The organism is Methylobacterium sp. Leaf112, from assembly GCF_001423295.1.
Taxonomy (GTDB): Bacteria; Pseudomonadota; Alphaproteobacteria; order Rhizobiales; family Beijerinckiaceae; genus Methylobacterium.
Map to the genome: position 1 here is coordinate 12,218 of NZ_LMNG01000032.1, position 20,122 is coordinate 32,339.

Genomic DNA, 20,122 nt, shown 5'->3' on the forward strand with positions numbered 1-20,122 from the left:
GCGCCCGAGGGCGCCCCTTCCACGTTCCGGTCCGTAAGGATCGGATATCAGAACGTGTTGGTGGTGCGGCGGCCGGCGATGAAGCCGTAGATGGCGAGCACCACGATAGCACCGACGACGGCGCCGATGAACCCTGCGCCCTGGTTCGGGCCGTACCAGCCCAGCGCCTGGCCGAGGAAGGTGGCGACGAAGGCGCCGACGATGCCGAGGATCGTCGTCATGATGAAGCCTGCGGGCTCTTTGTCGCCCGGCATGATGAACTTCGCGACGACACCGGCGACGAAGCCGATGATGATGGTCCAGATGATACCCATGGTGTGATCCTCGATACGCCGACGCCCAGACTTGGCCGTTCTGTGATCATGAAACGCCGCACCGCAGCACTGGTTGCGCCGGGAGTGGCAAGATTGTCGCAACGCGACCGTGCGGAGGCCGTCGCCCCCTTTACGGTCGCCCCCGGGACGCGGCACAACGCAGGCCCGTGGCCCGCGATGGATGGGCCGGCAGCCAAGGCATCTCGCTCAGCATGACGATCCAGCGCTTCGAATCCGGCCCGCGCATGAGCCAGGCGGTCACCTACGGCGACATGGTGTATCTCGCCGGCCAGACGGCCAACACCACTGTCGGCGCCGGCGTCACCGCGCAGACCCAGGAGATCCTTTCCAACATCGACCGGCTCCTGGCGCTGGCCGGCAGCGACAAGAGCCGCATCCTGCAGGCGACGATCTACCTCTCCGACATCGCGACCTTCGCGGAGATGAACGCGGCCTGGGAGCCCTGGGTCTCGCCCGACGACAAGCCGGCCCGTGCCACGGTGGAAGCCCGCCTCGCCGGCCCCGAATACCTCGTCGAGATCGTCGTCGTCGCCGTCAAGGCCGCCGCGTGATCCGCGCGCGCACCCGCCGCAGCCTCGTCGCCGGGACGCTGATGGCCCTGGCGGCGGGCTGGGGCGGTCCTGCGCGCGCGCAGACCGCACCCCCCGAGCGCGTGATCAACATCTACAACTGGTCGGACTACATCGACCCGAAGATGCTCGATGCCTTCACGAAGGAGACGGGCATCAAGGTCGTGTACGACACCTACGACAACAACGAGATTCTCGAGACCAAGCTGCTGGCCGGCCGCTCCGGATACGACCTCGTGGTGCCGTCGGGCCCGTTCCTGCAGCGCCTGATCCGGGCGGGGGTGTTCCAGCCCCTCGACAAGGCCAAGATCCCGAACCTCGTCCACGCCTGGCCCGAGATCACGGGACGGCTCGCCGCCTACGATCCCGGCAACGCCTACGCCGTCGACTACATGTGGGGCACCACCGGAATCGGGGTGAATCTCGGCCTCGTGCGCGAACGCCTCGGTGCGGCCCAGCCCCTCAACACCTGGAATCTCGTCCTCAACGGCGGCCTGCTGAACAAGCTCAAGGATTGCGGGGTCATGCTCCTCGATTCGCCCGAGGATCTGATCCCGAGCCTGCTGCCGGCCTACGGCCTCAAGCCTGACACCCGGCGCTGGGACGACATCACCCAGGTCACCGACGCCCTGTTCAAGGTGCGCGGCGCCGTGCGCAAGTTCCACTCGTCGGAATACATCAACGGCCTCGCCAACGGCGACCTGTGCTTCGCGGTGGGCTATTCCGGCGACGTGATGCAGGCCAAGAAGCGCGCCGAAGAGGCCAAGAACGACGTCGAAATCGCCTATTACGTGCCGCGCGAGGGGTCGCTCATGTGGTTCGACGCGTTCGCGATCCCCAAGGACGCCCCCCATGCGGCGGAGGCCCACGCATTCATCGACTACATGATGCGGCCCGAGGTGGCGGCAGCCAACACCAACTTCGTTTCCTATGCCAGCGGCAACGCCGCCGCGAAGAAGTTCGTCAAGGCGGAGATCCTGGGCAATCCCGGCATCTACCCGGACGACGCCACCCTGCAGCGCCTGTTCGTCAACACCGCCTGGGACGACCGGACCCAGCGCTTCGTCACCCGGGCCTGGACCCGGGTGCGCACGGGGCGCTGACGCGCCGCTACGCGACGGCCGGCGGCTCGTCGGCCTCCGGACCCGTCGGCGAATTCAGGATGTCCTCGAGTTCGTCCACGAGCCGATCGATCTGATCGGGCGTCGCCAGGACCTTGAGGGTCTGGCCGTCCTGCGTCGCGAAGGCGAGTTCGATGTCCTCGCCCGAACGGGCGGCGAGGATGCGGGCGAGGCGGTGGGTGGCGCTCATGGGGATCTCCGGGGGTGAGGCGTTATCGGACGAGGAGGGCCACGGCCACGGCCGGGCCGCAGGTGGAGGCCCAATCGGCCCCCGTCGCGGGAAGCCGGTCGGCGATGAGGTCGGTGAGCGCCACGGCCGGACGGCCGAGGCGGGTCGCCAGACGCTCGGCGACGAACCGCCCGGCGCCGCAGACCACCAGGGGGGCGTCCGCCGGCAGGTCGCTGCGCGACAGCAGCAGCGCCGCCGCATCGTGGAGCGGGCGCAGCTGCGCCTCCGCGAAGTGGGCGGCGAGCGCCCGCCAGTCCGCGGGATCGCCCTCGCCGTGGTCGCGGCCGATGATGCGGGCCAGCCGGATCTCGCTCTCGGCCAGGGATTTGCCCTTGCCGTCGGCGCTTTGCTGCTGATCGGCGGCGTCGGGCAGATCGCCGATGATGCGGTAGACATCCGCCATCGTGGCGAAGGTCTCGGCCATGAGCCGGGTGCGTCGGCCCCGGAACGGGGCATGGTCGCAAAGCGCGATGAGGTGGGAGCGCACCACCCCCGTGTAGACGAGTTCGCCCGTCTCCAGGCGCTCGGCATCGCTGTAGCCCGATGCCGCCGGCGTCCCCCCGACGACGGGGATCAGGTCGGCGGTGGTGGAGCCGATATCCACGAGGAGCGCGTGGGCGCGGTGCCGGCCGACCAGGGCGGCCGTGGCGTGCCAGTTGGCCGACGCGATGTCGGCGGCGGCCGTGCGGGCGTATTCCGGCGCGAGGAGACCGGCGCGGCCGCCGTAGATCCGTACGGACCCTTTGAGATGGGCGGCGGCCCAGCCGGCGAGTTGCGCCACGCCGTCGGCCCGATCCGAAAAACAGTCGGTGAGTTCGCCCGTCATGGTGACGACGTGGTCGGCGGGAGCCCGCGCCCAGTCGGGGAGCTGGGCGAACGTCTCGTCGAGGGCCGGCAGGCCGCGCCACAGGCGGCACGGCGCCTGCACCACGGTCTCGACCCGGCCGCCGCACACGAGGGCCGCCTTGACATGGACCCCGCCGAGATCCCAGCCGATGACGGGCGTTTGTGCGGGGGCGGATGCTGCTGACACGGAGGCGGGCCTGGGAACGGAGAGCGGGATGGCGGACGGATTCGAGATCATTCCGGTGATCGACCTGCGCCACGGGCAGGTGGTGCGGGCACGGGCCGGCGAGCGCGCCTCCTATGCCCCGATCGTGACGCCGTTGGCAAAGGAATCGTCGCCCGGGGCCGTGGCGCGCGGACTCATGGCAGCGGTGCGCGCGACCCGCCTCTACGTCGCCGACCTCGATGCGATCATCGACGGCACCCCGCCCGACCGGGAGAGCCTGGAGGCGATCCGGTGTGCCTGCCCGGATGCGCGGCTCTGGGTCGATGCGGGCTTCTCGCACGCCGCCGGGGTGGACGCGTTTCTCGCCGCCGGCCTCGGGCGGCCGGTGATCGGCAGCGAGAGCCAGACGGATGCCGGCTTGGTGCAGGCGCTCGGCGGGCGGGCCGTGTTCTCCCTCGACACGCGGGGGAGCGAGCGGCTCGGGCCGGATGCGCTTCACGACGAACCGGCCCACTGGCCGCGCGACGTGATCGTGATGACCCTGGGCCGGGTCGGTGCCGGGGCCGGGCCGGATCTCGACCGGCTCGCCGCCCTGCGGGCTTCGAGCCCGGCGACCCGCCTCTATGCGGCGGGGGGCGTACGCGGCCCGGCGGATGTGGCGGCCCTGGCGGGGATCGGCGTCGCCGGCGCCCTCGTCGCCTCCGCGATCCACGATGGTTCGCTCGGGGCGTAGTGCAAAAAGAAGGGGCGGCCGAAGCCGCCCCATCCGAAGAGTTCATCGTCCGAGGAAGATGGATGCCAGTCGCTGGATCAGGCCCCGCGGTGCGGGCGGAGGCTCACTCTGCCCAGGACTGCCCCCAATCTAAGCGTTCGACGCGAAGGGGTGCGAAGCCGAGTTGCGCTGCTCGGTGGCCTGAGCGGCGGTGGGCTCGCCCTTGACGGCGCGCTGGATGGACAGCTTGACGGCGTCGTAGTTGTACTTCTGGATCTTGGCGTCGTCGGCCGCTTCCCAGTGAATGAACACGCCGACCAGGATGAACAGGTCGTCGGCCTCGTCGGCGGGGATGATGCCCTCGGCGACGGCGTCCTGCACGGCCTTGGCGACGCCGTGCTGGGCGGGGCCGAACATCTGGACGGCCTGACGGGCGTCGTTGATGGTGACCTTGTTGAACATCAGGGTGTTCGGCTTGCAGGGCAGGTTCGGCGCGATGACCGCGAGCAGGCTGGTGAAGCCGTGCTTGTTGTTCACGAGGCCGTTGCAGAAAGCCGTCTCGGCCGGCGAACCGCGCGGTCCGATGATGAGATCGATGTGGGCGACCTCGTTGCCATCGCCGACGAGAGCCTCGCCGACCAGAACCTTGTTGATCTTCGCCATGTGGGGTTTCTCCCAGGAGTCTTGAAAAGACGTGACCGCCCTCGAAGACGAGCGCGGCCGAAAGCTATCCTTGTTCACGGCGTCCAGCCCCCGAAAGGGCGGACCGGTTAGCCCGGATCGCGGCGCGGACCCTACTCTGGGCGTTTGCCCGGAACAACCCTGCGCGAAGCGTGGTTTCCGGCAAATTATTTGATCTGGGCCGGAACAAACGCTGACGTTGGTGAATCCGCAGTCAGTGTTTCGTCGGCGCAGGTCAGACGAGCAGATGATCGAGGAACAGGGTCGCCACGGTGAAATCGGCGCTGGTGCCGGGGTTGAGTCCGGCCGCCTTCCAGGCCCGGTCCTTCGCCATCAGGGCGTCCACGGGCAGGACCGCGAGATCGAGGTCGAGGAGATCCACGGCCTCCGCGCGCAGGGCCTCGGCGACGGGCAGCCCGTGCTTGCGCGTCACGTGACTGTCCGGCACGCCGGCGAGGTAGGCGAGGAAGACGGCCGTCGTGGTCCACGGCGCCGACAGCCCCCGTGCCCGCGCCGCCGCCAGGGCCGGCAGGCCGATGTCGAAGAGATCGGCGAACCCGGTGACGTACGCGCGGGCGATGGCGTCGCGCGGGGCCGCCTCCGCCATGCCCGTCAGCAGGGCGGGCGGGGTCCCGGAGCCGGTCACGTCGTGGCGCTCGGCCGTGCCGAGGCCGCCGGGATTGGCCAGCCGGATGGCGGCGTAGACTTCCTCCGCGTCCCGTCCGTCGAGGCCGTCGAGCACCCCGGCCAGGGCGGCGCGCAGCGGCGTGCCGGCCTCGGCCGCCAGCGCCAGGGGCGCGCAGAGGAGCAGGATTCCCAGATTGGTGTTCTGGCCCACCGCCGCCAGGGTCGCCTCCATGGCGGTGCGGACCCGTGGTCCCACCCGCGTGCCGGTTCGTGCCAGATGCGGGGCCGAGACCTCGGCACTGATGACGAAATCGCGGGTGGCCATGCGATGGCCGTCGGCGAAGGCATGGACGTTGCCGGGTTTCAGGGCGTCGAGCTCGGCGAGGCAGCTCGCCCGGTAGGCTTCGCCGATGGCCGTGAGGCGGGTCATGCGCGCGGCCCTATTCCCGGAGCCCTCATCCCAGGGCCGAGACGAGGCGCGGGGGGCGCGCCGTCCGCACGGCGGCGAGGAAGCCGCGCGCGACCGCGAGCGCGATGTCGACCTCGACGACCTTCTGCAGGCCCGACCAGGCCGGCATCGAGTTGACCTCGAGGACGAGGAAGCCGCCCTCCCCGTCCTCGACGAGATCGATTCCCGTGTAGTCGACCCCCACCGCCGCCGCGGCACGCTCGGCGAGCTCGGCCGCCGCGGGCGGCATGGTCCAGGGCAGCGGCCGACCCCCGCGGTGGACATTGGTGATCCAGCCGTCGCCCTCGCGGATCATCGCCGCGATGGCGCGGCCCTCGCAGACGAACACCCGGTAGTCGCGCCACAGGCCGTCGCTGCGGGCGACGTAGCGCTGGAGATAGTAGACCCGGGACACCGCGTCCTCGCCCGGCAGATCGTCGGGGGTCTCGATGAGCTGGAGCCCCTCCCCTTGCGAGCCGAACAGGGGCTTCAGCACCAGGGGCCGGCCGGGACCGGCCTCGCGGGCCACGATCTCGGCCGCCGCCGCGCGCTTGGAGACCACGAAGGTGTCGGGCGTCGGCAGGCCGGCGCGGTCGATGAGCAGGCTCGTCATCGCCTTGTCGACGGAGCGCTCGATGGAAGCGGGCGAGTTCCACACGGTGGTGCCCGAGGCGACGAGGGCGTGGAGCACGCCCAGCCGCATGGTGGTGGCCTCGAAGGTGCCGCCGGCCACGGTCCGCAGCAGGACGCCGTCCGGCAGGGCGTCGGGAAAACCCGGCACCCGCAGGGGCTCCCGTCCGCCCGTCCGGATGGCGACGTCGGCCAGGGAGAACAGCACCGGCTCCGCACCGAGATGCTCCAGGGCGGCCTTCAAGCGCGCCTTGTGCCAATTGCCGTTGTCGGCCGCGAGCCCGATCCGCATTGTCTTGTTCTCACACGATATCCGGATTGATCCGGCCGGGCTGCCGCGCAGTCCCCTCGCCCCGCTTGCGGGGAGAGGGCCGTGCCGATCCTGTCGTCGTCACGGCGAGGCGGCAGCCGAGGGTGAGGGGGCGTTCGGCGAAGGAGTCTCGTCCGGAGACACCCCCTCACCCTCGCTTCGGCTGGCGCCGTCGCTGGCCGCCGGGGTCCATACGGCCCTCTCCCCGCCCGGCGGGGAGAGGGGGCAGGCGCCCTGCCCCCGTGATCCACGTCAGCCGAAAGAGGCTTCCACCAGCTCCGGCATCAGCCGCCCGCCGCGAAAACTCTTGCCCGTGGTGACGGAGGTGACGATGACCTCGGCCGGGCTGAACAGGGCCCCGTCGATCTTGTAGAAATCGCCGTTCACCCGGCCGAAGATGTCGGCGAAGGGCGCGCCGTGGTCGGCCGAGGTGGTCGACGGCAGCTGCTCGGCGAGTTGGCGGGCGTCCGCCTCGTCGGCCTCGACGTAGAGGTGAACCCGGCCGCCGTAGATGATGGCGTCGTTGGTGCGGCCCATGGCCTGGATGAAGTCCGGGTGCTGGGGCGACAGCGGCGCCGAGCCGAGCCCGTCGACGATCTTGTGCAGGTCGAACCCGACGGTGTGAGCCTTGTGCAGAGCGACTTCGAGGACGCGGGCGACCACCTGGGTCGCGCCCGCGAGACTCTGGGTCGGGGCGTAGATGAAGGTGAGCTGCGCCGGGCTGAGGCCCGTGGCCTCGGCCACCTTGGCGATCACGGAGGCCGGCGGGCCGCCGGCGGCTTCGAGCACCAGGGCGGTCTGGGTGGCGGTGTCCTTGTAGCCGAGCTCGGCGTAGAGGTCCTCCACCACGGCGACGGCGCGGCCTGGGCCGGAGCCGAGGGCGAAGAAGCCGGAATCCCCGGTCTCGTCGGCGAGCGACCAGCCCGCATACTGGCTGCCGAGGCAGGCGATGACCGGATCGGACGAGTGCACCACCACGGAGTACGGCCAGGCCGCGACGGGGCCGGACGGCGCGATGGTGACGGTGCCGAGGCCGCCGAGGCAGATCTCGGCAATGCGGCGGCCGGCCTCGATGGAGCCGCGCACGGAGGCGCCGGCATCGACCATGCGGGCGCCGTCCTGCGTGGTCACGGCGAGGCGCAGCAGGCCGGCATCGGCGACGAGGCGCTCGACCAGGGGAGCGGTGAGCGCATTGACGCTCGGATAAGGGCTTTTGGGCGCGGTCGGACGCGTGGTCATGGGTGTTCCTCCGTCAGATCGAGCAGGGTCCGCAATCGGGCAGCCCGGCCTCGCAACATCTCTCTCGTGGCGGCCGAGTCCGTCCCCGTTGCGAACAGGGTACACAGGGGCGCGTCGCGCGCCACCGTGCTGCCGGATCTTGGGCGATCGCGCACGAAATCCGGCCAGTCGAGCGGCGGCATCGGCGCGTAGCCGGTGGCCGCGTAACAGATTTCCGTGGCCGCCGCATCCACCGGCGCTTCCTCCACGGCAGGCAGGCGGCCGAGGCTCGCCGCGATGTGATGGGCGAGCAGCGGCGTCGGGCGCCGGTCGAGGACGTCGAGGGTGGCGCCGGGGCGCGGGTTGATCTCGGTGAGCCACCAGTGTTCGTCGGACACGAGCAGGTCGGCGCTGGCGAGGCCCCGCAGCCCGGTTTCCGAGACGATGCGTTCGACCGCCTCGGCGATCCGGTCGACCATGCGCGGGGCGAGGGCCGGCCCCTCGTGGCGCGCACGCTCCACGGCGCCGGCATAGCGGAACGGGCGCAGGGGCGAGGGCGCGCTCCACTGTTCCGTGACGCCGACGATTGCGATGTTCCGGCCGTCCGCCAGGAAGGCCAGGGCATGGGCCCGGCCCGGTACGCGGGCCTGGAAATAGGCGCCGGGTGGCGCCGGCCCGGCGGTCGCCGCCCGGATATGGGTGCCGCCCGAGCCGCCGGCCCGCTTCAGGAGCCATCCGGCCCGGTCGGGCACGGGATCGCGGGTGACGGCGGGATGGGGCACGCCGAGGCGGGCGCACAGGCCCGCGAAGCCGAGCGGGTCCTTGAGGCGCGCGACCGTGTCGGGCGCTGCGCCGAGGAGGCGGAACCGCGCCGCGAGGGCGGCCATGAGATCGGGCGTACCCTCGAAACCGCTGCCGAGGACGAGCCCGACCGGTGGCCGGTCGGCCAGGGCGGACAGGGCATCGAGGTCCGCGCTCACGTCCCGCCCGCCGAGGCGCCCGTCGCCGAACCGGCCCGAGGCGCGGCGGTGGTGCTCGGCGAGGTCGAGGGTGTCGTCGTCGCCGAACAGGTCGAGGACCAGCGGGCGAAACCCCGCCCGTCGCGCCGCCTGAGCGAGGGCACGACCGGATTGGGCGGCGACGAGGAGCGTGTCGCCCGTCGCAGCGCCTGCGGGACCGGACAGGGCGCGCGCCTCGCCGATGGGGACGGGCCGAACCGGTTAGCCCGCGACCTCGACGGCCACCGTGTAGGCATCGCGAAAATCGAGGCAGAGGGGCTCCTTGGCCTCGAGCATGCGGCGGAACAGGCGCGACTGGGTCTGGTACTTCACGTTGCCCACCGCCAGCGCGCCGATGCCGACGCCCTTGCCCACCGGCAGGGGCACGTCGACGGCGTTGACGTCGATCCCGGCGATGCCGGCCGGGGGGACGGCGTTGACGTCGGAGGCCACGAGGAGGTTCGGCGCGGATTCGAGATCCTCCGCCGTGAGGATCGAGACCCCGGCGGGGCCGGCCGAGAGGATCACGTCGGCCTTCGTGATGGCGGCGCGCCGGGCCTCCACGGTGGACCCGTCCACGGACCCGACCTCGACGCCGAAGCGCCAGCGCATGGTATGGGCGATCTTGCTGACGCGCTCCTCGCCGTCATGGCCGACGATGGTGGTCTCGGCCCCGTTGAGCGCCCCGATCACCGCCGCCACGTAGGCGACGACGCCGGCCCCGCCGAAGATCACGATGCGCTTGCCGGCGAGCTCCGTGTCGAACTTCGCCTTCAGGGCGCGGGTCACCTCGGCGACCATGGCCGCCCCAGTGGTAAAGGAGCCGGCCGGGTCGGCGAAGATGTGGTTGGCGAACGGCGGCACCAGGGCCTTCTTGGCCCGGTCGACCATGTCGAGGGCCTCCTCGGCGTTCTTGCCGGCGATGAAGATGCCCGTGCGCGTCCCGTCCTGGGGCGAGCGCGAAAAGATCGAATCCTGCACCAGGGACGTGACGTCGGGCAGGCTCGCGCCCGTGTAGGTCGCGATGGTCTCGAACCCGGCATCGACGGCCATGTTCACGTCGAACGGGCTCATGTGCTTGAGGGGCGTGATCATATGCAGGATCGAGCGGGCCATGGCGGGTTTCCCTCCGTGCGGTCGCAGTCAGTTCCAGAAGACTTGCCCCGAGCGTGCGCCGGGGTGGTGAAATGTCAAAGCCGGTCGATGCGACGCCGGTCAAGGATCGGAGTAGGCCGCCCGCCTTAAAGCGGCGTCACCGTGGCGCCGGTGTTGCGGCCGCGCGCGATGAGGAAGCGCAGGGGGCCGGGCCGCTCCAGGGACGCGACCAGCCTTCGCGCCACGTCCTCCGACGGCACCAGGGCGAAGCCCGTCGGCCCCCACGAACTCTGCCCATAGCCGCTGATCCCCTGCGCCGCGACGGCGGAGAGCGCCTCGGCCACGGCGGGGCTGGCGTAGCGCCCCCCCTGGTGGGGGGCGAAATGGTCGCCGATGAGGCGCTGGATCCGGGTGATGCCGGCGCCGAATCCTTCGGGCTCGGCGGTGGCGGCGGCGGGCAGCACCTGCATCAGGACGAGGCGGCAGATTTCGGCGGCCTGAGCCTCGGGAAAGCGCGGCAGATCGCGAAAGGCCTCGGTCTCGTGGGTGCCGTGGACGCCGGTCATGCCGGTGTCGAGGATGAGGACGACGCGCCAGGCCTCCGGATAGTCGAGCCGCGCGATCACGGGTGGGGGCGTGCCGAGGCCGTCGCGGCCCCCGTCGACGATGAGTCCCCCTTGCGTGAACGCCGCCAGGCCGACGCCGGAGCGGTTGCCCCGGTCGAGGGCATCGGCGAAGGCCTCCGGCGCGAAGGCCCGGCGGGCGAGGCGGGCCAGGGCCGCCGCGACGGCCAGCGCCAGTTGCGTGCCGGAGCCGAAGCCCGCATGGGCGGGCATCGTCTCCTCGACGGTCAGCGCCGCGTGGCCCTCGATCCCGAGATGGCCGGCCGCCGCCAGGGCGTAGCCGTGCGCCCGCGCGGCTTCCGGGCCCGTCACCGCCAGGCTGGTCGCTGCGCGCGCCGTGAGGGTGACGGCCGGGGCGTCGAGGGCGAGGCCGAGGCTGCCGAAGCGCCGACCGAGCCCGCCGTGCAGGTCGAGGAAGCCGAAATGCAGGCGGCCCGGCGCGTGCACCCGCACGCCCCGCCTCTCCACGTCGTCCCCTGCCCCGTCCCCTGCCCCATCCGGGATCTGTGTCACGTCGATCCCTCTCGATCCTGCGGGCCGCATCATACGGCTCGGTCAATCGCGTCGCTGCGGAGCGGATTGCCCGGCAGCGGGCTTCTCCCACGGAGCGCGGACGCCTCGCAAGCGCCGCGAGCGCATCCATCCTCCGGCCTGCATCGCGCGGGGTCCGTCGGAACTTTCGGTGCTGGGGCAAGTCAAAGCTCGGGCAAGCCAAAAAATTCCAGCCTCAATCGGTTCGGCGTCGGCCCCGGGACTTGCTTGGGGCGTCGCCCCGATGCAAACGTGCCGCCCGATCGTTCTGGACTGGCTCAGTCCCGCCGTGCGCGACCCCTGTTTTCGTGGTGTGTGCCGGGCTCTCGATTTTCCAAGGTGCAAAGTATGGCGGCCTGGGTGAAGGGTGGTGCGACGGATGCGGACGCAGCGGTGGAAGCCGCCGCGACCCTCCTCGCTGCGGCGCGCACGCCCATCGTGGCGGGCCTCTGTGCCGAGCTGAGCGCCGTGCGGGCGGCCTATCATCTCGCCGATGCCATCGGCGCTTCCGTCGATCCCTTGGCGGGCACGAGCCTCTACGCCGAACTGGGCTCCATGAGCCGGACCGGCGGGATGCTGACCACGCCGGCCGAGACCACGGGCCGGGCGGATGCGGTCCTCATCGTCGGCAACGCGCCGTGGGACCGGCCCATCGTCGGGGAGATCGCCGAATCCGCGCCGACGCGGGGACGCGCCGCCGGGGCCGAGCGCACCCTCCTGTCCCTGGGCGGTCCAGGCAACGGCGCGACCCGGCACGTGGCCTACCCGGCCGAGGCCGGTGGTCTCGCGGTCTCCGTCGCGCATCTGCGCGCCTACCTGAAGGGGCATCTCGCGGGTGAGACCGCCTATGGCGATCTCGCCAAGCGTCTCGCCGCCGCCCAGTACGGCGTCGTCCTGTACGACGCGGCCGAGCTCGGCGAACTCGGCGTCGAGATGCTCCAAGGCATGGTCAAGGACCTCAACGAGGTCACGCGCTTCTTCGCCCTGCCCGTCTCCGACCCGTTCCAGGGCCGTGCCCTCCTCCAGCTCGCGGCCTGGACCACTGGCCAGGCCCCCCGCGTCGGGTTCGGCCGCCACGTGCCCGAGCACGATCCCTGGCGCTTCGACAGCGCCCGCCAGATCGCCGCCGGCGAGGCCGATGCCGCCCTGTGGCTCGCCTCTCTCCCGGCGCCCCGGCCGGACTGGCTGGGCACCCTGCCCGCCATCGCCATCGTCGGCGAGGGCAGCCCCGAGGCCACGGGCGACGCCGCCGAGATCGTCATCGCCGTCGGCGTGCCGGGCGAGAGCGCCGGCGGTGCCCTGTGGAACGACCGGCGGGCCACCGTCACGTACGCGCCGCCCACGGGCCCGTCGGCCGAACTGACGGCCGCCGGCGTGCTCGGCGCCATCCAGGACCGACTCGTAGAGATGAAGGCCGCCTCATGCTGATCCGCATCCAGGGGGGACGGGTCGTCGATCCGACGGCCGGACGCGACGCCGTCGGCGACGTCTGGATCGAGAACGGCCGGGTCGTCGCCGCCTCCGAGCGCACGCCCGACCAGACCATCGACGCCACGGGTTGCGTGGTGATGGCCGGCGGCGTCGAGGTCCATTCGCACATAGCCGGCGGCAACGTGGTGATGAGCCGCCTGCTCCTGCCGGAGCTCTACACCAGCGAGGCGGCCCCCGAGGGCCATCCCTTCGCGCATGCGGGCGGCTCGGCCGCCTGGATCGGCGCGAACTATGCGCGGATGGGCTACACCATCGCGGTCGAGCCGGCGATGCCGCCGGCGAGCGCCCTCTCGACCCAGCTCGAACTCGCCGACATTCCGCTGCTCGATCGCGGCGCCCTCACGGTGATGGGCAACGACGACCACCTGCTCCAGCTCCTGCGCCAGCGCGAGGGCAAGGCGGCGGTGCGCGACCTCGTCGCGCTTGCGGTCGCCACCTCGCGGGGGCTGGGCGTCAAGTGCATCAACGCGGGCGGCGCCTCGGCCTTCAAGGACGGGATGCTGAAGCTCAGCCTCGACGAGGAGATTCCCGTCTACGGCCTGTCCACGCGCAAGATCATGACGGCCCTGCTCGATGCGGTCGAGGAGATCGGCGTGCCGCACCCGCTGCACGTCCATTGCAACAACCTCGGCATTCCGGGCGCCGACGAGTCGTTCGTGGATACCCTCGAAGCGGCGGAAGGCCGGCGCATCCACTTCGCCCACGCCCAGTTCTACGCCTACGGCGTCGCCGATCCCGAGAATCCGGCCACCGGTGGATTCCGCTCGGCGGCCGAGCGCATCACCGAGGCGATGGAGAAGCACCCCAACGCCACCTTCGACGTCGGCCAAGTCGCCTTCGGCCAGACCGTGACCATCTCGCTCGACATCCTGCGCCAGTTCGCGGGCCGCAAGGGTGCCAATCCGAAGAAATGGATCCTCACGGCGGGGGACGCGGAAGGCGGCGGCGTCGTGCCGTTCCTCTACAAGCCGCGCGGCGCCGTCAGCTCCCTGCAATGGGCCATCGGCCTGGAGCTCATGCTGCTCTCCAAGGAGCCGGAGCGCACGATCCTGACGACGGACCATCCCAATGGCGGTCCGTTCACGGATTACCCGCACATCATCCATTTGCTGATGGACAAGGAGAAGCGCGACCGCGAGATCGCCGGCCTCCATAAAGTCATTGGCGAGCGCTCGGGCCTGTGCGCCATCGAGCGCGAGTACAGCTTCTCCGAGATCGCGCAGCTCACCCGCTCGGGCCCGGCCAAGCTCCTCGGGCTGACGGATCGCGGCCACCTGCGCGAGGGCGCTCGGGCCGACGTCGCCATCTATCGCGACGATCGGGATCGCACGGCGATGTTCGCCCGGGCGAAGTACGTGCTCAAGGACGGGGTGACCATCGTCGAGGACGGCGAGGTCGTGGCCTGGACCTCCGGGCACACCCTCGAACTCACCGTCGAGTCCGACAAGGCCATGGTCGCCCGCTCGGAGACCTACCTGCAGGACCGCTTCGGCGCGGGCCTGAGCTCCTTCGAGGTGCCGGACGAGGCCTTCCCGAAGGCGGACGTGTTCGAGGAGGTCGCATGTCTGGCTTGAAGGACATGTCCGGCTTGAAGGATGGGCGTCGCGTGAGGACCGGTGGCTGACATGACGGAACTCACCCTCAACGGGATCCCGGTGATCGACACCTTCGCCGAGGCGTTCGACGTCGCCGGCACGGCGATCATCATCACCAACGATACGGCGAAGTGGGCGATGATCGCCGCCGTCACCATGACGGGGTTCGCCACGTCCGTGATCGGCTGTGGCGCCGAGGCCGGCATTGATTGCGAACTGTCGCCCGAGGAGACGCCGGACGGGCGCCCCGGCGTGCGCGTCCTGCTGTTCGGCTTCGAACCGAACGGCCTGAAGGACCAGCTCCTCAAGCGCGTCGGCCAGTGCATCCTCACCTGCCCGGGCACCGCCTGCTACGCCGGCGTCGACGGCCCCACGAAAATAAAACTCGGCGGCGCCATCCGCTACTTCGGCGACGGGTTCGCCGTGGCCAAGCGCCTGCCCGATCCCATCACCGGCCAGTCGCGCCGCTACTGGCGCATCCCGGTCATGGACGGCGAGTTCCTGTGCGAGGACTTCGTTCGCGCCGTGGACGGGGCGGTCGGCGGCGGCAACCTGCTGTTCCTCGGCCGCAATCATGCCGAGACCCTGAAGGTCGCCGAGATCGCCGTCGATGCCGCCCGCACGGTCTCGGGCGCGATCCTGCCCTTCCCCGGCGGCATCGTCCGCTCGGGCTCGAAGGTCGGCGCACGCACCAAGGGCATGATGGCCTCGACCAACGACGCCTATTGCCCGACCCTGAAGGGTCGGGCCGGCACCGAACTCTCGGCCGACGTCGGCGTGGTGCTGGAGATCGTCATCGACGCCCTGACCTCGCACGGGGTCGCCGAATCCATGCGCGCAGCCCTGCATGCGGCCACCGAGGCCGGCGCGGCCCACGGGCTCGTGGCGGTCACGGCCGGCAATTACGGCGGCAATCTCGGCCGCCATCACTACCACCTGAAGGACCTGCTCTCGAAGGAGCCGGCGAGCGAGGCTGGAGCGGCATGAGCACCCTCACCCTGCGCCAGGAGCCGCCGGAGCGGCTCGATTTCCTGCACGTCACCCCCCTCTCCCTCAGCGGACTCAGCGAGACCGAGGCGGCGAAGCTCCCCGTCGGCACCAGCCGCCGGGGCCTGACCCTCGGCGACTGCTTCACCATCGTCCTCGACGGCTCCGAGGATCTCGTCATCGAGGGCGGCTCGTCGCGCCTCGACCGGGTCGGCGCTTCGCTGGACGGCGGCAGCATCCGGGTCGTCGGCGATGTCGGCCAGCGCCTCGGCGCGGGCATGCGGAACGGCACTGTCACGGTCACCGGCTCGGCCGGTCCGTTCGCGGGGTCGGGGGCCACCGGCGGCACCATCACCATCGAGGGAGATGCGGGCGACCATGCCGGCGGGGCGGTCTACGCCGCCAAGGCCGGTCTCGACGGCGCCACCCTGATCATCAAGGGCGCGGCTGGGGATCACCTCGGAGACCGCATGCGGCGCGGCCTCATCCTCGTCGGGGCGGCCGGGGCCCATGCGGGCTCGCGGATGATCGCCGGCACCATCGCGGCGACCTCCGTGGGCGACCACCCGGGCTTCGGCATGCGCCGCGGCACGATCCTCACGGGCGGCGTCGGTGCCCTCAGCCCGAGCTTCGTCGAGACCGGGACCCACGACCTCGTGTTCCTGCGCCTCCTCGCCCGGTCGCTGCGGCCCCTGAGCCCGGCCCACGCCGACCTCGCCGCCGGGGCGCTCACCCGGTACTCGGGCGATCTCGCGACCCTGGGCAAGGGGGAGCTCTGGGTATCGGCCGCCTGACGGCGGCTGCGACAGTCGTTCAGCCCCGGAACGAGGGCTACTATATTGCGTAAATCTCCCGTGCGGGCGACCTTTCCGTCCCGCCGGGAAGCATCATCGTGCTGGCCCGCGCGTCCAGTCCGACGCATTCCAAGGCGCAGCCGATGCTCATCCTGCTCTCGATCTGTCTCCTGTCCGAGCCGACACGTTGCCGCGAGGACCGGATCGATCTCTCGTTCGAGGCCCGCAGCCCAGCCGTGTGTCTGCGCAACTCCCAGAGCGCGCTGGCCAAATGGCAGGCGGAGCATCCGGAATGGCAGGTGAACCGCTGGCGCTGCGCCGTACGGGGGACCGTTCCGCGCGATCTGTGATCGCGTCGCGAACCCTGTCCCTCGCCGGCTGAGCTGCTGCACTTGCGAAAACTGGCTTTCTGCGCCTAGACATCCGCCATGCGCGACGATGATCTGCGGATCATCTGTCGTGCATGGGAGGAAGTGGCAAGAATTGGCCGAACGATGCGCTCGCTGAAGGTTCGGTTCGCCCTGCTCCTCGGCAGCACGGCCCTGCTCGTCGTCCTGGCGGCCCTCGGCGTGCTGTGGTCGATCGGGGCGGCGGAGCGCACCATCGACCGGACCCTGGCGGCACAGGGGCGTCTCGAACTCCTGGTCGAATTGTCGGGCCGCATGACCCAGTACGGTCTCGCCGCCCTGGAGGCGGTGAGCAATCCGGACGCGCAGCCGGAAGGCCTGTCGGTTGCCCGTACCAACGTCGATCGCGCCCTGGTCGCCGTCGACGAGGCCCTGGGACGCAGCATCGCGGTCAGCGACGATCCCCTCGACCGGACGCAGTACGCCGCCCGTTCGCGCCCCCTGGCGCAGCTCCGCTCGGCTCGTGCCGTCCTCGACCGGCAGGTCGCCCAGATTCTGCGCCGGTCCGAGGACGAGCAGCGCAAGGGCGCGATCCGCGGCGCCCTCAACGGCTTCGGCGCCATGACCGGCCAGCCCCTCTCCTTCCTCATCGAAGTGGAGCGCCGTTCGATGATCGCGGGGTCGGATGCCGCGCGCGACCTGTCCGCGACCCTGCGGGTGGCGTCCCTGGCGGCGGTGGCGGCGGCGCTGGCCATCGTGTTCGGACTGTACCGGGCGGTGACGCGCCCGACGCTCGCGCGCATCGCGGCGGTGCGTCAGGCGGCGAGCGCCGTCGGCCGGGGCGAACTCGACACCCGCCTGTCCGTGGCGACCCGGGACGAGCTCGGCCTGCTCGTCGCGAACTTCAACCGCATGGCCGCCCGGCTCGCCCGGCGCGAGGGACGTCTCGCCGCCGACCGGGCCGCCCTGGAGGATACGGTCGCGGCCCGCACCACGGACCTGCGCGCCGCCAACGCGCGCCTGGAGGCCGTGGACCGTTCGCGCCGGCGGTTCTTCGCCGATGTCAGCCACGAGCTGCGCACGCCGCTCACCGTGATCCTGGGCGAATGCGACATCGCTGCCCGATCGGCCGGACGCCCCGGCATCGACTACGCGCCGGTGTTCTCCACCATCCGCAAGCGTGCCCTGCGGCTTCAGCGCCGGGTCGAGGATCTGCTCCGGGTGGCCCGTTCGGAATCCGGTCAGATCGAGCTCGACCGGCGGCCGGTCCTCGCCTCGGCGATCCTCGCCGACGCCGTCGAGGGCATGGCCTCCGAGGCGGCCCGCCGCCGCGTCGGCCTCGTCCTGGAACCCATCGCCACCGATGCGGTTCTCCTGGCCGACCGGGAATGGCTCCGTCAGGTTCTGGAAAGCCTGGTCGACAACGCGCTGCGGCATGCCCGCGGCCTGACCCGCGTCACCCTCGCGCTTTCGGTTTCCCTCGACGGCGTGGCGACCGTCACCGTCACGGATGACGGCCCCGGCTTTCCGGAGACCGGCGACGCCCTGTTCGAGCGTTTCCGCCGCGAAAGCCCGTCCGGCGAGAGCGGGTTCGGCATCGGCCTGGCCCTGGCGCGCTGGGTCGTGGAGCGGCATGATGGTGCGATCCGCTTGGGGGCCGGGCCTCAGGATCGCGGGGCGCAGGTCGCCCTCGCACTTCCCGTTTCCGACGAAGCAGCGTCGGCCTCCCATCGGACAGAGAAGGAAACCACGGCATGACGCGGGTCTTGATCGTCGAGGATGACAGCGACATTCGCGCCATGCTCGCGCGTGGCCTCGAGGCGGAAGGGTTCTCCGTGGGGGTCGCCGGCTGCGTCGACGATGCCCTCATCGCGGCGCGCGACTCGGCGCCGGAGGCAGTCGTCCTCGACATCACCCTGCCGGACGGCTCGGGCCACGATGTCTGCCGCTCGCTCCGCGAAGGCGGCTACCCCGGTCCGATCCTGTTCCTGTCTGCCCGCGACGAGGTCCGCGACCGCGCCGAGGGCCTGGCGCTGGGCGCCGACGACTACATCGTCAAGCCGTTCGTGTTCGACGAGCTCCTCGCCCGCCTGCAGACCCATCTCCTGCGCCGCAAGGAATCCGACGAGCCCCGCACCATCGTCACCGCCGGCCGCCTCGTCCTCGACCTCAACATCCGGCAGGTCGGCTTCGCGGATGCGACGGCGCGCCTCACCCCGCGCGAGGCCGAGCTCCTGGCGCTCCTCATGGACAAGGCCAACCAGCCGGTGTCGCGCGGCGACATCTTCGACAAGCTCTGGGCGGGCCAGGGTGGCCTGTCGCTGAATGTCGTCGATGTCTACGTGGGTTACCTGCGCACCAAGCTGTCGGACTTCGTTCGCCTGGGCGGCCCGGTCATCGTGACGGTCCGCGGACGCGGCTTCATGCTGGACCTCAAGGGACAGGATTTCCGGCACTGAGGGCGCGCCGCGTAAGCGCTTTCTGAGAGGATAGCGGGAGAAACCGGCAATTTAACGCTTGCCCTGCCGGGCGGAATTGTCGATATAGCTCCCGCGACAGAAACCACTGCGCCGTCAGTGTCTTACGATCTTCTTAAGGTCGATCGGGGCGCTGCTGTTCAAAAGAAACTCTGGAGAAACACCATGACCTGGGCTGCCCCCGTCGTTTCCGAGATCTGCGTTGGCATGGAAGTCACGAGCTACGAGTCGGCTGAGATCGATACCTTCAACTAAGGTTGTCGGAGCGAGCCTGAGGAGCGGGACAGCGTCGGTTCAGCCATGCATGTCGTGATCCTCGGCTCCGCCGCGGGCGGCGGCCTTCCCCAGTGGAATTGCCGCTGCCCCATCTGCTCCCTCGCCCGCGAGGATTCCACCCGCGTGAGGCCGCGGACCCAGTCGAGCATCGCCGTGTCCCCCGATGGGGATCGCTGGCTCCTGGTGAACGCCTCCCCCGATATCCGCCAGCAGCTGTTCGACACTCCGGTGCTGCACCCGCGCGAGGGCTTGCGCCACTCGCCGATCCATGCCGTGCTGCTCACCAACGGCGACGTCGATCACGTCGCCGGCCTGCTGACCCTGCGCGAGGGCCAGCCCTTCACCCTCTACGGGACAGCCGGCATCCTCGATTCGGTGAACGCCAACCGGGTGTTCGACGTGATGGCCGACGGGGTCGTCGCGCGCGAATCCATCGGCCTCGATGCGGCCTTCGAGCCGGTGCCCGGGCTCACCGTCACCCTGTTCTCCGTGCCCGGCAAGGTGCCCCTCTGGCTCGAGGGGGAGACCGTGGACCTCGGCGCCGAGACCGAGACCACCGTCGGCGCGATGATCGAGGCGGGGGGCAAGCGGCTCGCCTACATTCCCGGCTGCGCCCGCGTCACCGACCGCCTCAAGGCCCAGATCGCGGGCGTCGAGGCCCTGTTGTTCGACGGCACCGTTCTGCTCGACGACGACATGATCCGCGCCGGCGTCGGCACCAAGACCGGATGGCGCATGGGCCATGTGCCGATGACGGGCGAGAACGGCTCCATCGCGGCGCTCGCCGACATCGAGATCGGCCGCCGCGTCTTCGTGCACATCAACAACACGAACCCGGTACTGGTCGAGGATTCGGCCGAGCGCGCCTCCGTCGAAGCCGAGGGCTGGACCGTGGCCCATGACGGTCTGAGCCTGTCCCTCTGACGGCCCGCGGCGGCCTGCACCGGACCCGGTCGCACCGATTGTCGGGTGGGACACGCTGGCAATTTACTGCCCCAGCACCTATGTGGTGCGCA

22 protein-coding genes are annotated in these 20,122 nt (G+C 70.9%); 12 read left to right on the top strand and 10 right to left on the bottom strand.

Annotation, left to right across the window (positions count from 1 at the left end):
• Positions 1 to 47: 47 nt before the first annotated feature.
• On the bottom strand, positions 48 to 314 hold the full coding sequence (locus tag ASF52_RS18440) for a GlsB/YeaQ/YmgE family stress response membrane protein (RefSeq protein ID WP_056175147.1): 267 nt from the start codon (positions 312 to 314) through the stop codon (positions 48 to 50).
• A 212-nt stretch (positions 315 to 526) separates the two neighbouring features.
• Between ASF52_RS18440 and ASF52_RS18445 the strand changes: the two genes are divergently transcribed.
• A complete protein-coding gene (locus ASF52_RS18445; RefSeq protein ID WP_056175150.1) occupies positions 527 to 886 on the top strand; it encodes a RidA family protein in 360 nt (119 codons plus the stop codon).
• Entirely contained in the window at positions 883 to 2,007 is a 1,125-nt protein-coding gene (locus ASF52_RS18450) for a polyamine ABC transporter substrate-binding protein (protein WP_443136701.1), read from the top strand. The genes ASF52_RS18445 and ASF52_RS18450 overlap by 4 nt, the downstream gene beginning before the upstream one ends.
• A 7-nt stretch (positions 2,008 to 2,014) precedes the next feature.
• On the opposite strand, the gene ASF52_RS18455 is transcribed toward ASF52_RS18450, so the two are convergent.
• Together ASF52_RS18455 and ASF52_RS18460 are read right to left on the bottom strand one after the other, a co-directional pair.
• The gene (locus tag ASF52_RS18455) at positions 2,015 to 2,215 is read right to left on the bottom strand and encodes a hypothetical protein (RefSeq protein WP_056175151.1); all 201 of its coding nucleotides are present in this window, start codon (positions 2,213 to 2,215) and stop codon (positions 2,015 to 2,017) included.
• Between the two features lie 22 nt (positions 2,216 to 2,237).
• Positions 2,238 to 3,287: a hydantoinase/oxoprolinase family protein gene (locus tag ASF52_RS18460; protein ID WP_056175154.1), complete on the bottom strand. Its 1,050-nt coding sequence runs from the start codon at positions 3,285 to 3,287 to the stop codon at positions 2,238 to 2,240.
• 28 nt (positions 3,288 to 3,315) lie between these two features.
• On the opposite strand from ASF52_RS18460, the gene ASF52_RS18465 reads away from it, so the two are divergent.
• A complete protein-coding gene (locus ASF52_RS18465) occupies positions 3,316 to 3,999 on the top strand; it encodes a HisA/HisF-related TIM barrel protein (protein ID WP_056175157.1) in 684 nt (227 codons plus the stop codon).
• 129 nt (positions 4,000 to 4,128) lie between these two features.
• Here the strand turns inward: ASF52_RS18465 and fae are convergent, their stop codons facing one another.
• The 7 genes from fae to ASF52_RS18500 all read right to left on the bottom strand — a co-directional run bounded on the left by fae (position 4,129) and on the right by ASF52_RS18500 (position 11,151).
• Complete coding sequence (gene fae / locus ASF52_RS18470; RefSeq protein ID WP_056175161.1) at positions 4,129 to 4,641, bottom strand: formaldehyde-activating enzyme; 513 nt, start codon at positions 4,639 to 4,641, stop codon at positions 4,129 to 4,131.
• A 253-nt stretch (positions 4,642 to 4,894) separates the two neighbouring features.
• On the bottom strand, positions 4,895 to 5,716 hold the full coding sequence (locus ASF52_RS18475; RefSeq protein ID WP_056175165.1) for a triphosphoribosyl-dephospho-CoA synthase: 822 nt from the start codon (positions 5,714 to 5,716) through the stop codon (positions 4,895 to 4,897).
• Between the two features lie 25 nt (positions 5,717 to 5,741).
• The gene (locus tag ASF52_RS18480) at positions 5,742 to 6,656 is read right to left on the bottom strand and encodes an ATP-grasp domain-containing protein (protein ID WP_056175168.1); all 915 of its coding nucleotides are present in this window, start codon (positions 6,654 to 6,656) and stop codon (positions 5,742 to 5,744) included.
• Between the two features lie 270 nt (positions 6,657 to 6,926).
• Positions 6,927 to 7,913: a methenyltetrahydromethanopterin cyclohydrolase gene (mch, locus tag ASF52_RS18485; RefSeq protein ID WP_056175171.1), complete on the bottom strand. Its 987-nt coding sequence runs from the start codon at positions 7,911 to 7,913 to the stop codon at positions 6,927 to 6,929.
• Positions 7,910 to 8,872: an ATP-grasp domain-containing protein gene (locus tag ASF52_RS18490; protein ID WP_338011718.1), complete on the bottom strand. Its 963-nt coding sequence runs from the start codon at positions 8,870 to 8,872 to the stop codon at positions 7,910 to 7,912. The genes mch and ASF52_RS18490 overlap by 4 nt, the downstream gene beginning before the upstream one ends.
• A 240-nt stretch (positions 8,873 to 9,112) precedes the next feature.
• On the bottom strand, positions 9,113 to 10,006 hold the full coding sequence (locus ASF52_RS18495) for an NAD(P)-dependent methylenetetrahydromethanopterin dehydrogenase (protein WP_056175176.1): 894 nt from the start codon (positions 10,004 to 10,006) through the stop codon (positions 9,113 to 9,115).
• A gap of 125 nt (positions 10,007 to 10,131) precedes the next feature.
• The gene (locus ASF52_RS18500; RefSeq protein ID WP_156630242.1) at positions 10,132 to 11,151 is read right to left on the bottom strand and encodes a beta-ribofuranosylaminobenzene 5'-phosphate synthase family protein; all 1,020 of its coding nucleotides are present in this window, start codon (positions 11,149 to 11,151) and stop codon (positions 10,132 to 10,134) included.
• Positions 11,152 to 11,487: 336 nt separating this feature from the next.
• Between ASF52_RS18500 and ASF52_RS18505 the strand changes: the two genes are divergently transcribed.
• The 9 genes from ASF52_RS18505 (at position 11,488) to pqqB (ending at position 20,030) form a co-directional block, all read left to right on the top strand.
• On the top strand, positions 11,488 to 12,567 hold the full coding sequence (locus ASF52_RS18505; protein ID WP_056175182.1) for a hypothetical protein: 1,080 nt from the start codon (positions 11,488 to 11,490) through the stop codon (positions 12,565 to 12,567).
• On the top strand, positions 12,561 to 14,204 hold the full coding sequence (locus ASF52_RS18510; RefSeq protein ID WP_056175185.1) for a formylmethanofuran dehydrogenase subunit A: 1,644 nt from the start codon (positions 12,561 to 12,563) through the stop codon (positions 14,202 to 14,204). Before ASF52_RS18505 ends, ASF52_RS18510 begins: the two co-directional genes overlap by 7 nt.
• Positions 14,205 to 14,255: 51 nt before the next feature.
• Entirely contained in the window at positions 14,256 to 15,212 is a 957-nt protein-coding gene (fhcD, locus tag ASF52_RS18515) for a formylmethanofuran--tetrahydromethanopterin N-formyltransferase (RefSeq protein ID WP_056175188.1), read from the top strand.
• The gene (locus ASF52_RS18520; RefSeq protein WP_056175190.1) at positions 15,209 to 16,006 is read left to right on the top strand and encodes a formylmethanofuran dehydrogenase subunit C; all 798 of its coding nucleotides are present in this window, start codon (positions 15,209 to 15,211) and stop codon (positions 16,004 to 16,006) included. The genes fhcD and ASF52_RS18520 overlap by 4 nt, the downstream gene beginning before the upstream one ends.
• Positions 16,007 to 16,104: 98 nt before the next feature.
• Positions 16,105 to 16,356, top strand: coding sequence for a hypothetical protein (locus tag ASF52_RS18525; protein ID WP_244473867.1), 252 nt, complete (start codon positions 16,105 to 16,107; stop codon positions 16,354 to 16,356).
• A 144-nt stretch (positions 16,357 to 16,500) separates the two neighbouring features.
• The gene (locus ASF52_RS18530) at positions 16,501 to 18,111 is read left to right on the top strand and encodes a sensor histidine kinase (protein ID WP_056175193.1); all 1,611 of its coding nucleotides are present in this window, start codon (positions 16,501 to 16,503) and stop codon (positions 18,109 to 18,111) included.
• Positions 18,108 to 18,812, top strand: a complete 705-nt coding sequence (locus ASF52_RS18535; protein WP_056095386.1) for a response regulator transcription factor — start codon at positions 18,108 to 18,110, stop codon at positions 18,810 to 18,812. The genes ASF52_RS18530 and ASF52_RS18535 overlap by 4 nt, the downstream gene beginning before the upstream one ends.
• A 183-nt stretch (positions 18,813 to 18,995) precedes the next feature.
• Entirely contained in the window at positions 18,996 to 19,085 is a 90-nt protein-coding gene (gene pqqA, locus ASF52_RS18540; protein ID WP_018043604.1) for a pyrroloquinoline quinone precursor peptide PqqA, read from the top strand.
• A 45-nt stretch (positions 19,086 to 19,130) separates the two neighbouring features.
• A complete protein-coding gene (pqqB, locus tag ASF52_RS18545) occupies positions 19,131 to 20,030 on the top strand; it encodes a pyrroloquinoline quinone biosynthesis protein PqqB (protein ID WP_056175195.1) in 900 nt (299 codons plus the stop codon).
• The last annotated feature ends 92 nt before the right edge of the window (positions 20,031 to 20,122 follow it).

Coding starts and splice junctions, on each gene's coding strand:
- ASF52_RS18440 (WP_056175147.1), bottom strand. CDS start 314: ATGGGTATCATCTGGACCATCATCATCGGCTTCGTCGCCGGTGTCGTC.
- ASF52_RS18445 (WP_056175150.1), top strand. CDS start 527: ATGACGATCCAGCGCTTCGAATCCGGCCCGCGCATGAGCCAGGCGGTC.
- ASF52_RS18455 (WP_056175151.1), bottom strand. CDS start 2,215: ATGAGCGCCACCCACCGCCTCGCCCGCATCCTCGCCGCCCGTTCGGGC.
- ASF52_RS18465 (WP_056175157.1), top strand. CDS start 3,316: ATGGCGGACGGATTCGAGATCATTCCGGTGATCGACCTGCGCCACGGG.
- fae (WP_056175161.1), bottom strand. CDS start 4,641: ATGGCGAAGATCAACAAGGTTCTGGTCGGCGAGGCTCTCGTCGGCGAT.
- ASF52_RS18475 (WP_056175165.1), bottom strand. CDS start 5,716: ATGACCCGCCTCACGGCCATCGGCGAAGCCTACCGGGCGAGCTGCCTC.
- ASF52_RS18480 (WP_056175168.1), bottom strand. CDS start 6,656: ATGCGGATCGGGCTCGCGGCCGACAACGGCAATTGGCACAAGGCGCGC.
- mch (WP_056175171.1), bottom strand. CDS start 7,913: ATGACCACGCGTCCGACCGCGCCCAAAAGCCCTTATCCGAGCGTCAAT.
- ASF52_RS18495 (WP_056175176.1), bottom strand. CDS start 10,006: ATGGCCCGCTCGATCCTGCATATGATCACGCCCCTCAAGCACATGAGC.
- ASF52_RS18500 (WP_156630242.1), bottom strand. CDS start 11,151: ATGCGGCCCGCAGGATCGAGAGGGATCGACGTGACACAGATCCCGGAT.
- ASF52_RS18505 (WP_056175182.1), top strand. CDS start 11,488: ATGGCGGCCTGGGTGAAGGGTGGTGCGACGGATGCGGACGCAGCGGTG.
- ASF52_RS18510 (WP_056175185.1), top strand. CDS start 12,561: ATGCTGATCCGCATCCAGGGGGGACGGGTCGTCGATCCGACGGCCGGA.
- fhcD (WP_056175188.1), top strand. CDS start 14,256: ATGACGGAACTCACCCTCAACGGGATCCCGGTGATCGACACCTTCGCC.
- ASF52_RS18520 (WP_056175190.1), top strand. CDS start 15,209: ATGAGCACCCTCACCCTGCGCCAGGAGCCGCCGGAGCGGCTCGATTTC.
- ASF52_RS18530 (WP_056175193.1), top strand. CDS start 16,501: ATGCGCTCGCTGAAGGTTCGGTTCGCCCTGCTCCTCGGCAGCACGGCC.
- ASF52_RS18535 (WP_056095386.1), top strand. CDS start 18,108: ATGACGCGGGTCTTGATCGTCGAGGATGACAGCGACATTCGCGCCATG.
- pqqA (WP_018043604.1), top strand. CDS start 18,996: ATGACCTGGGCTGCCCCCGTCGTTTCCGAGATCTGCGTTGGCATGGAA.
- pqqB (WP_056175195.1), top strand. CDS start 19,131: ATGCATGTCGTGATCCTCGGCTCCGCCGCGGGCGGCGGCCTTCCCCAG.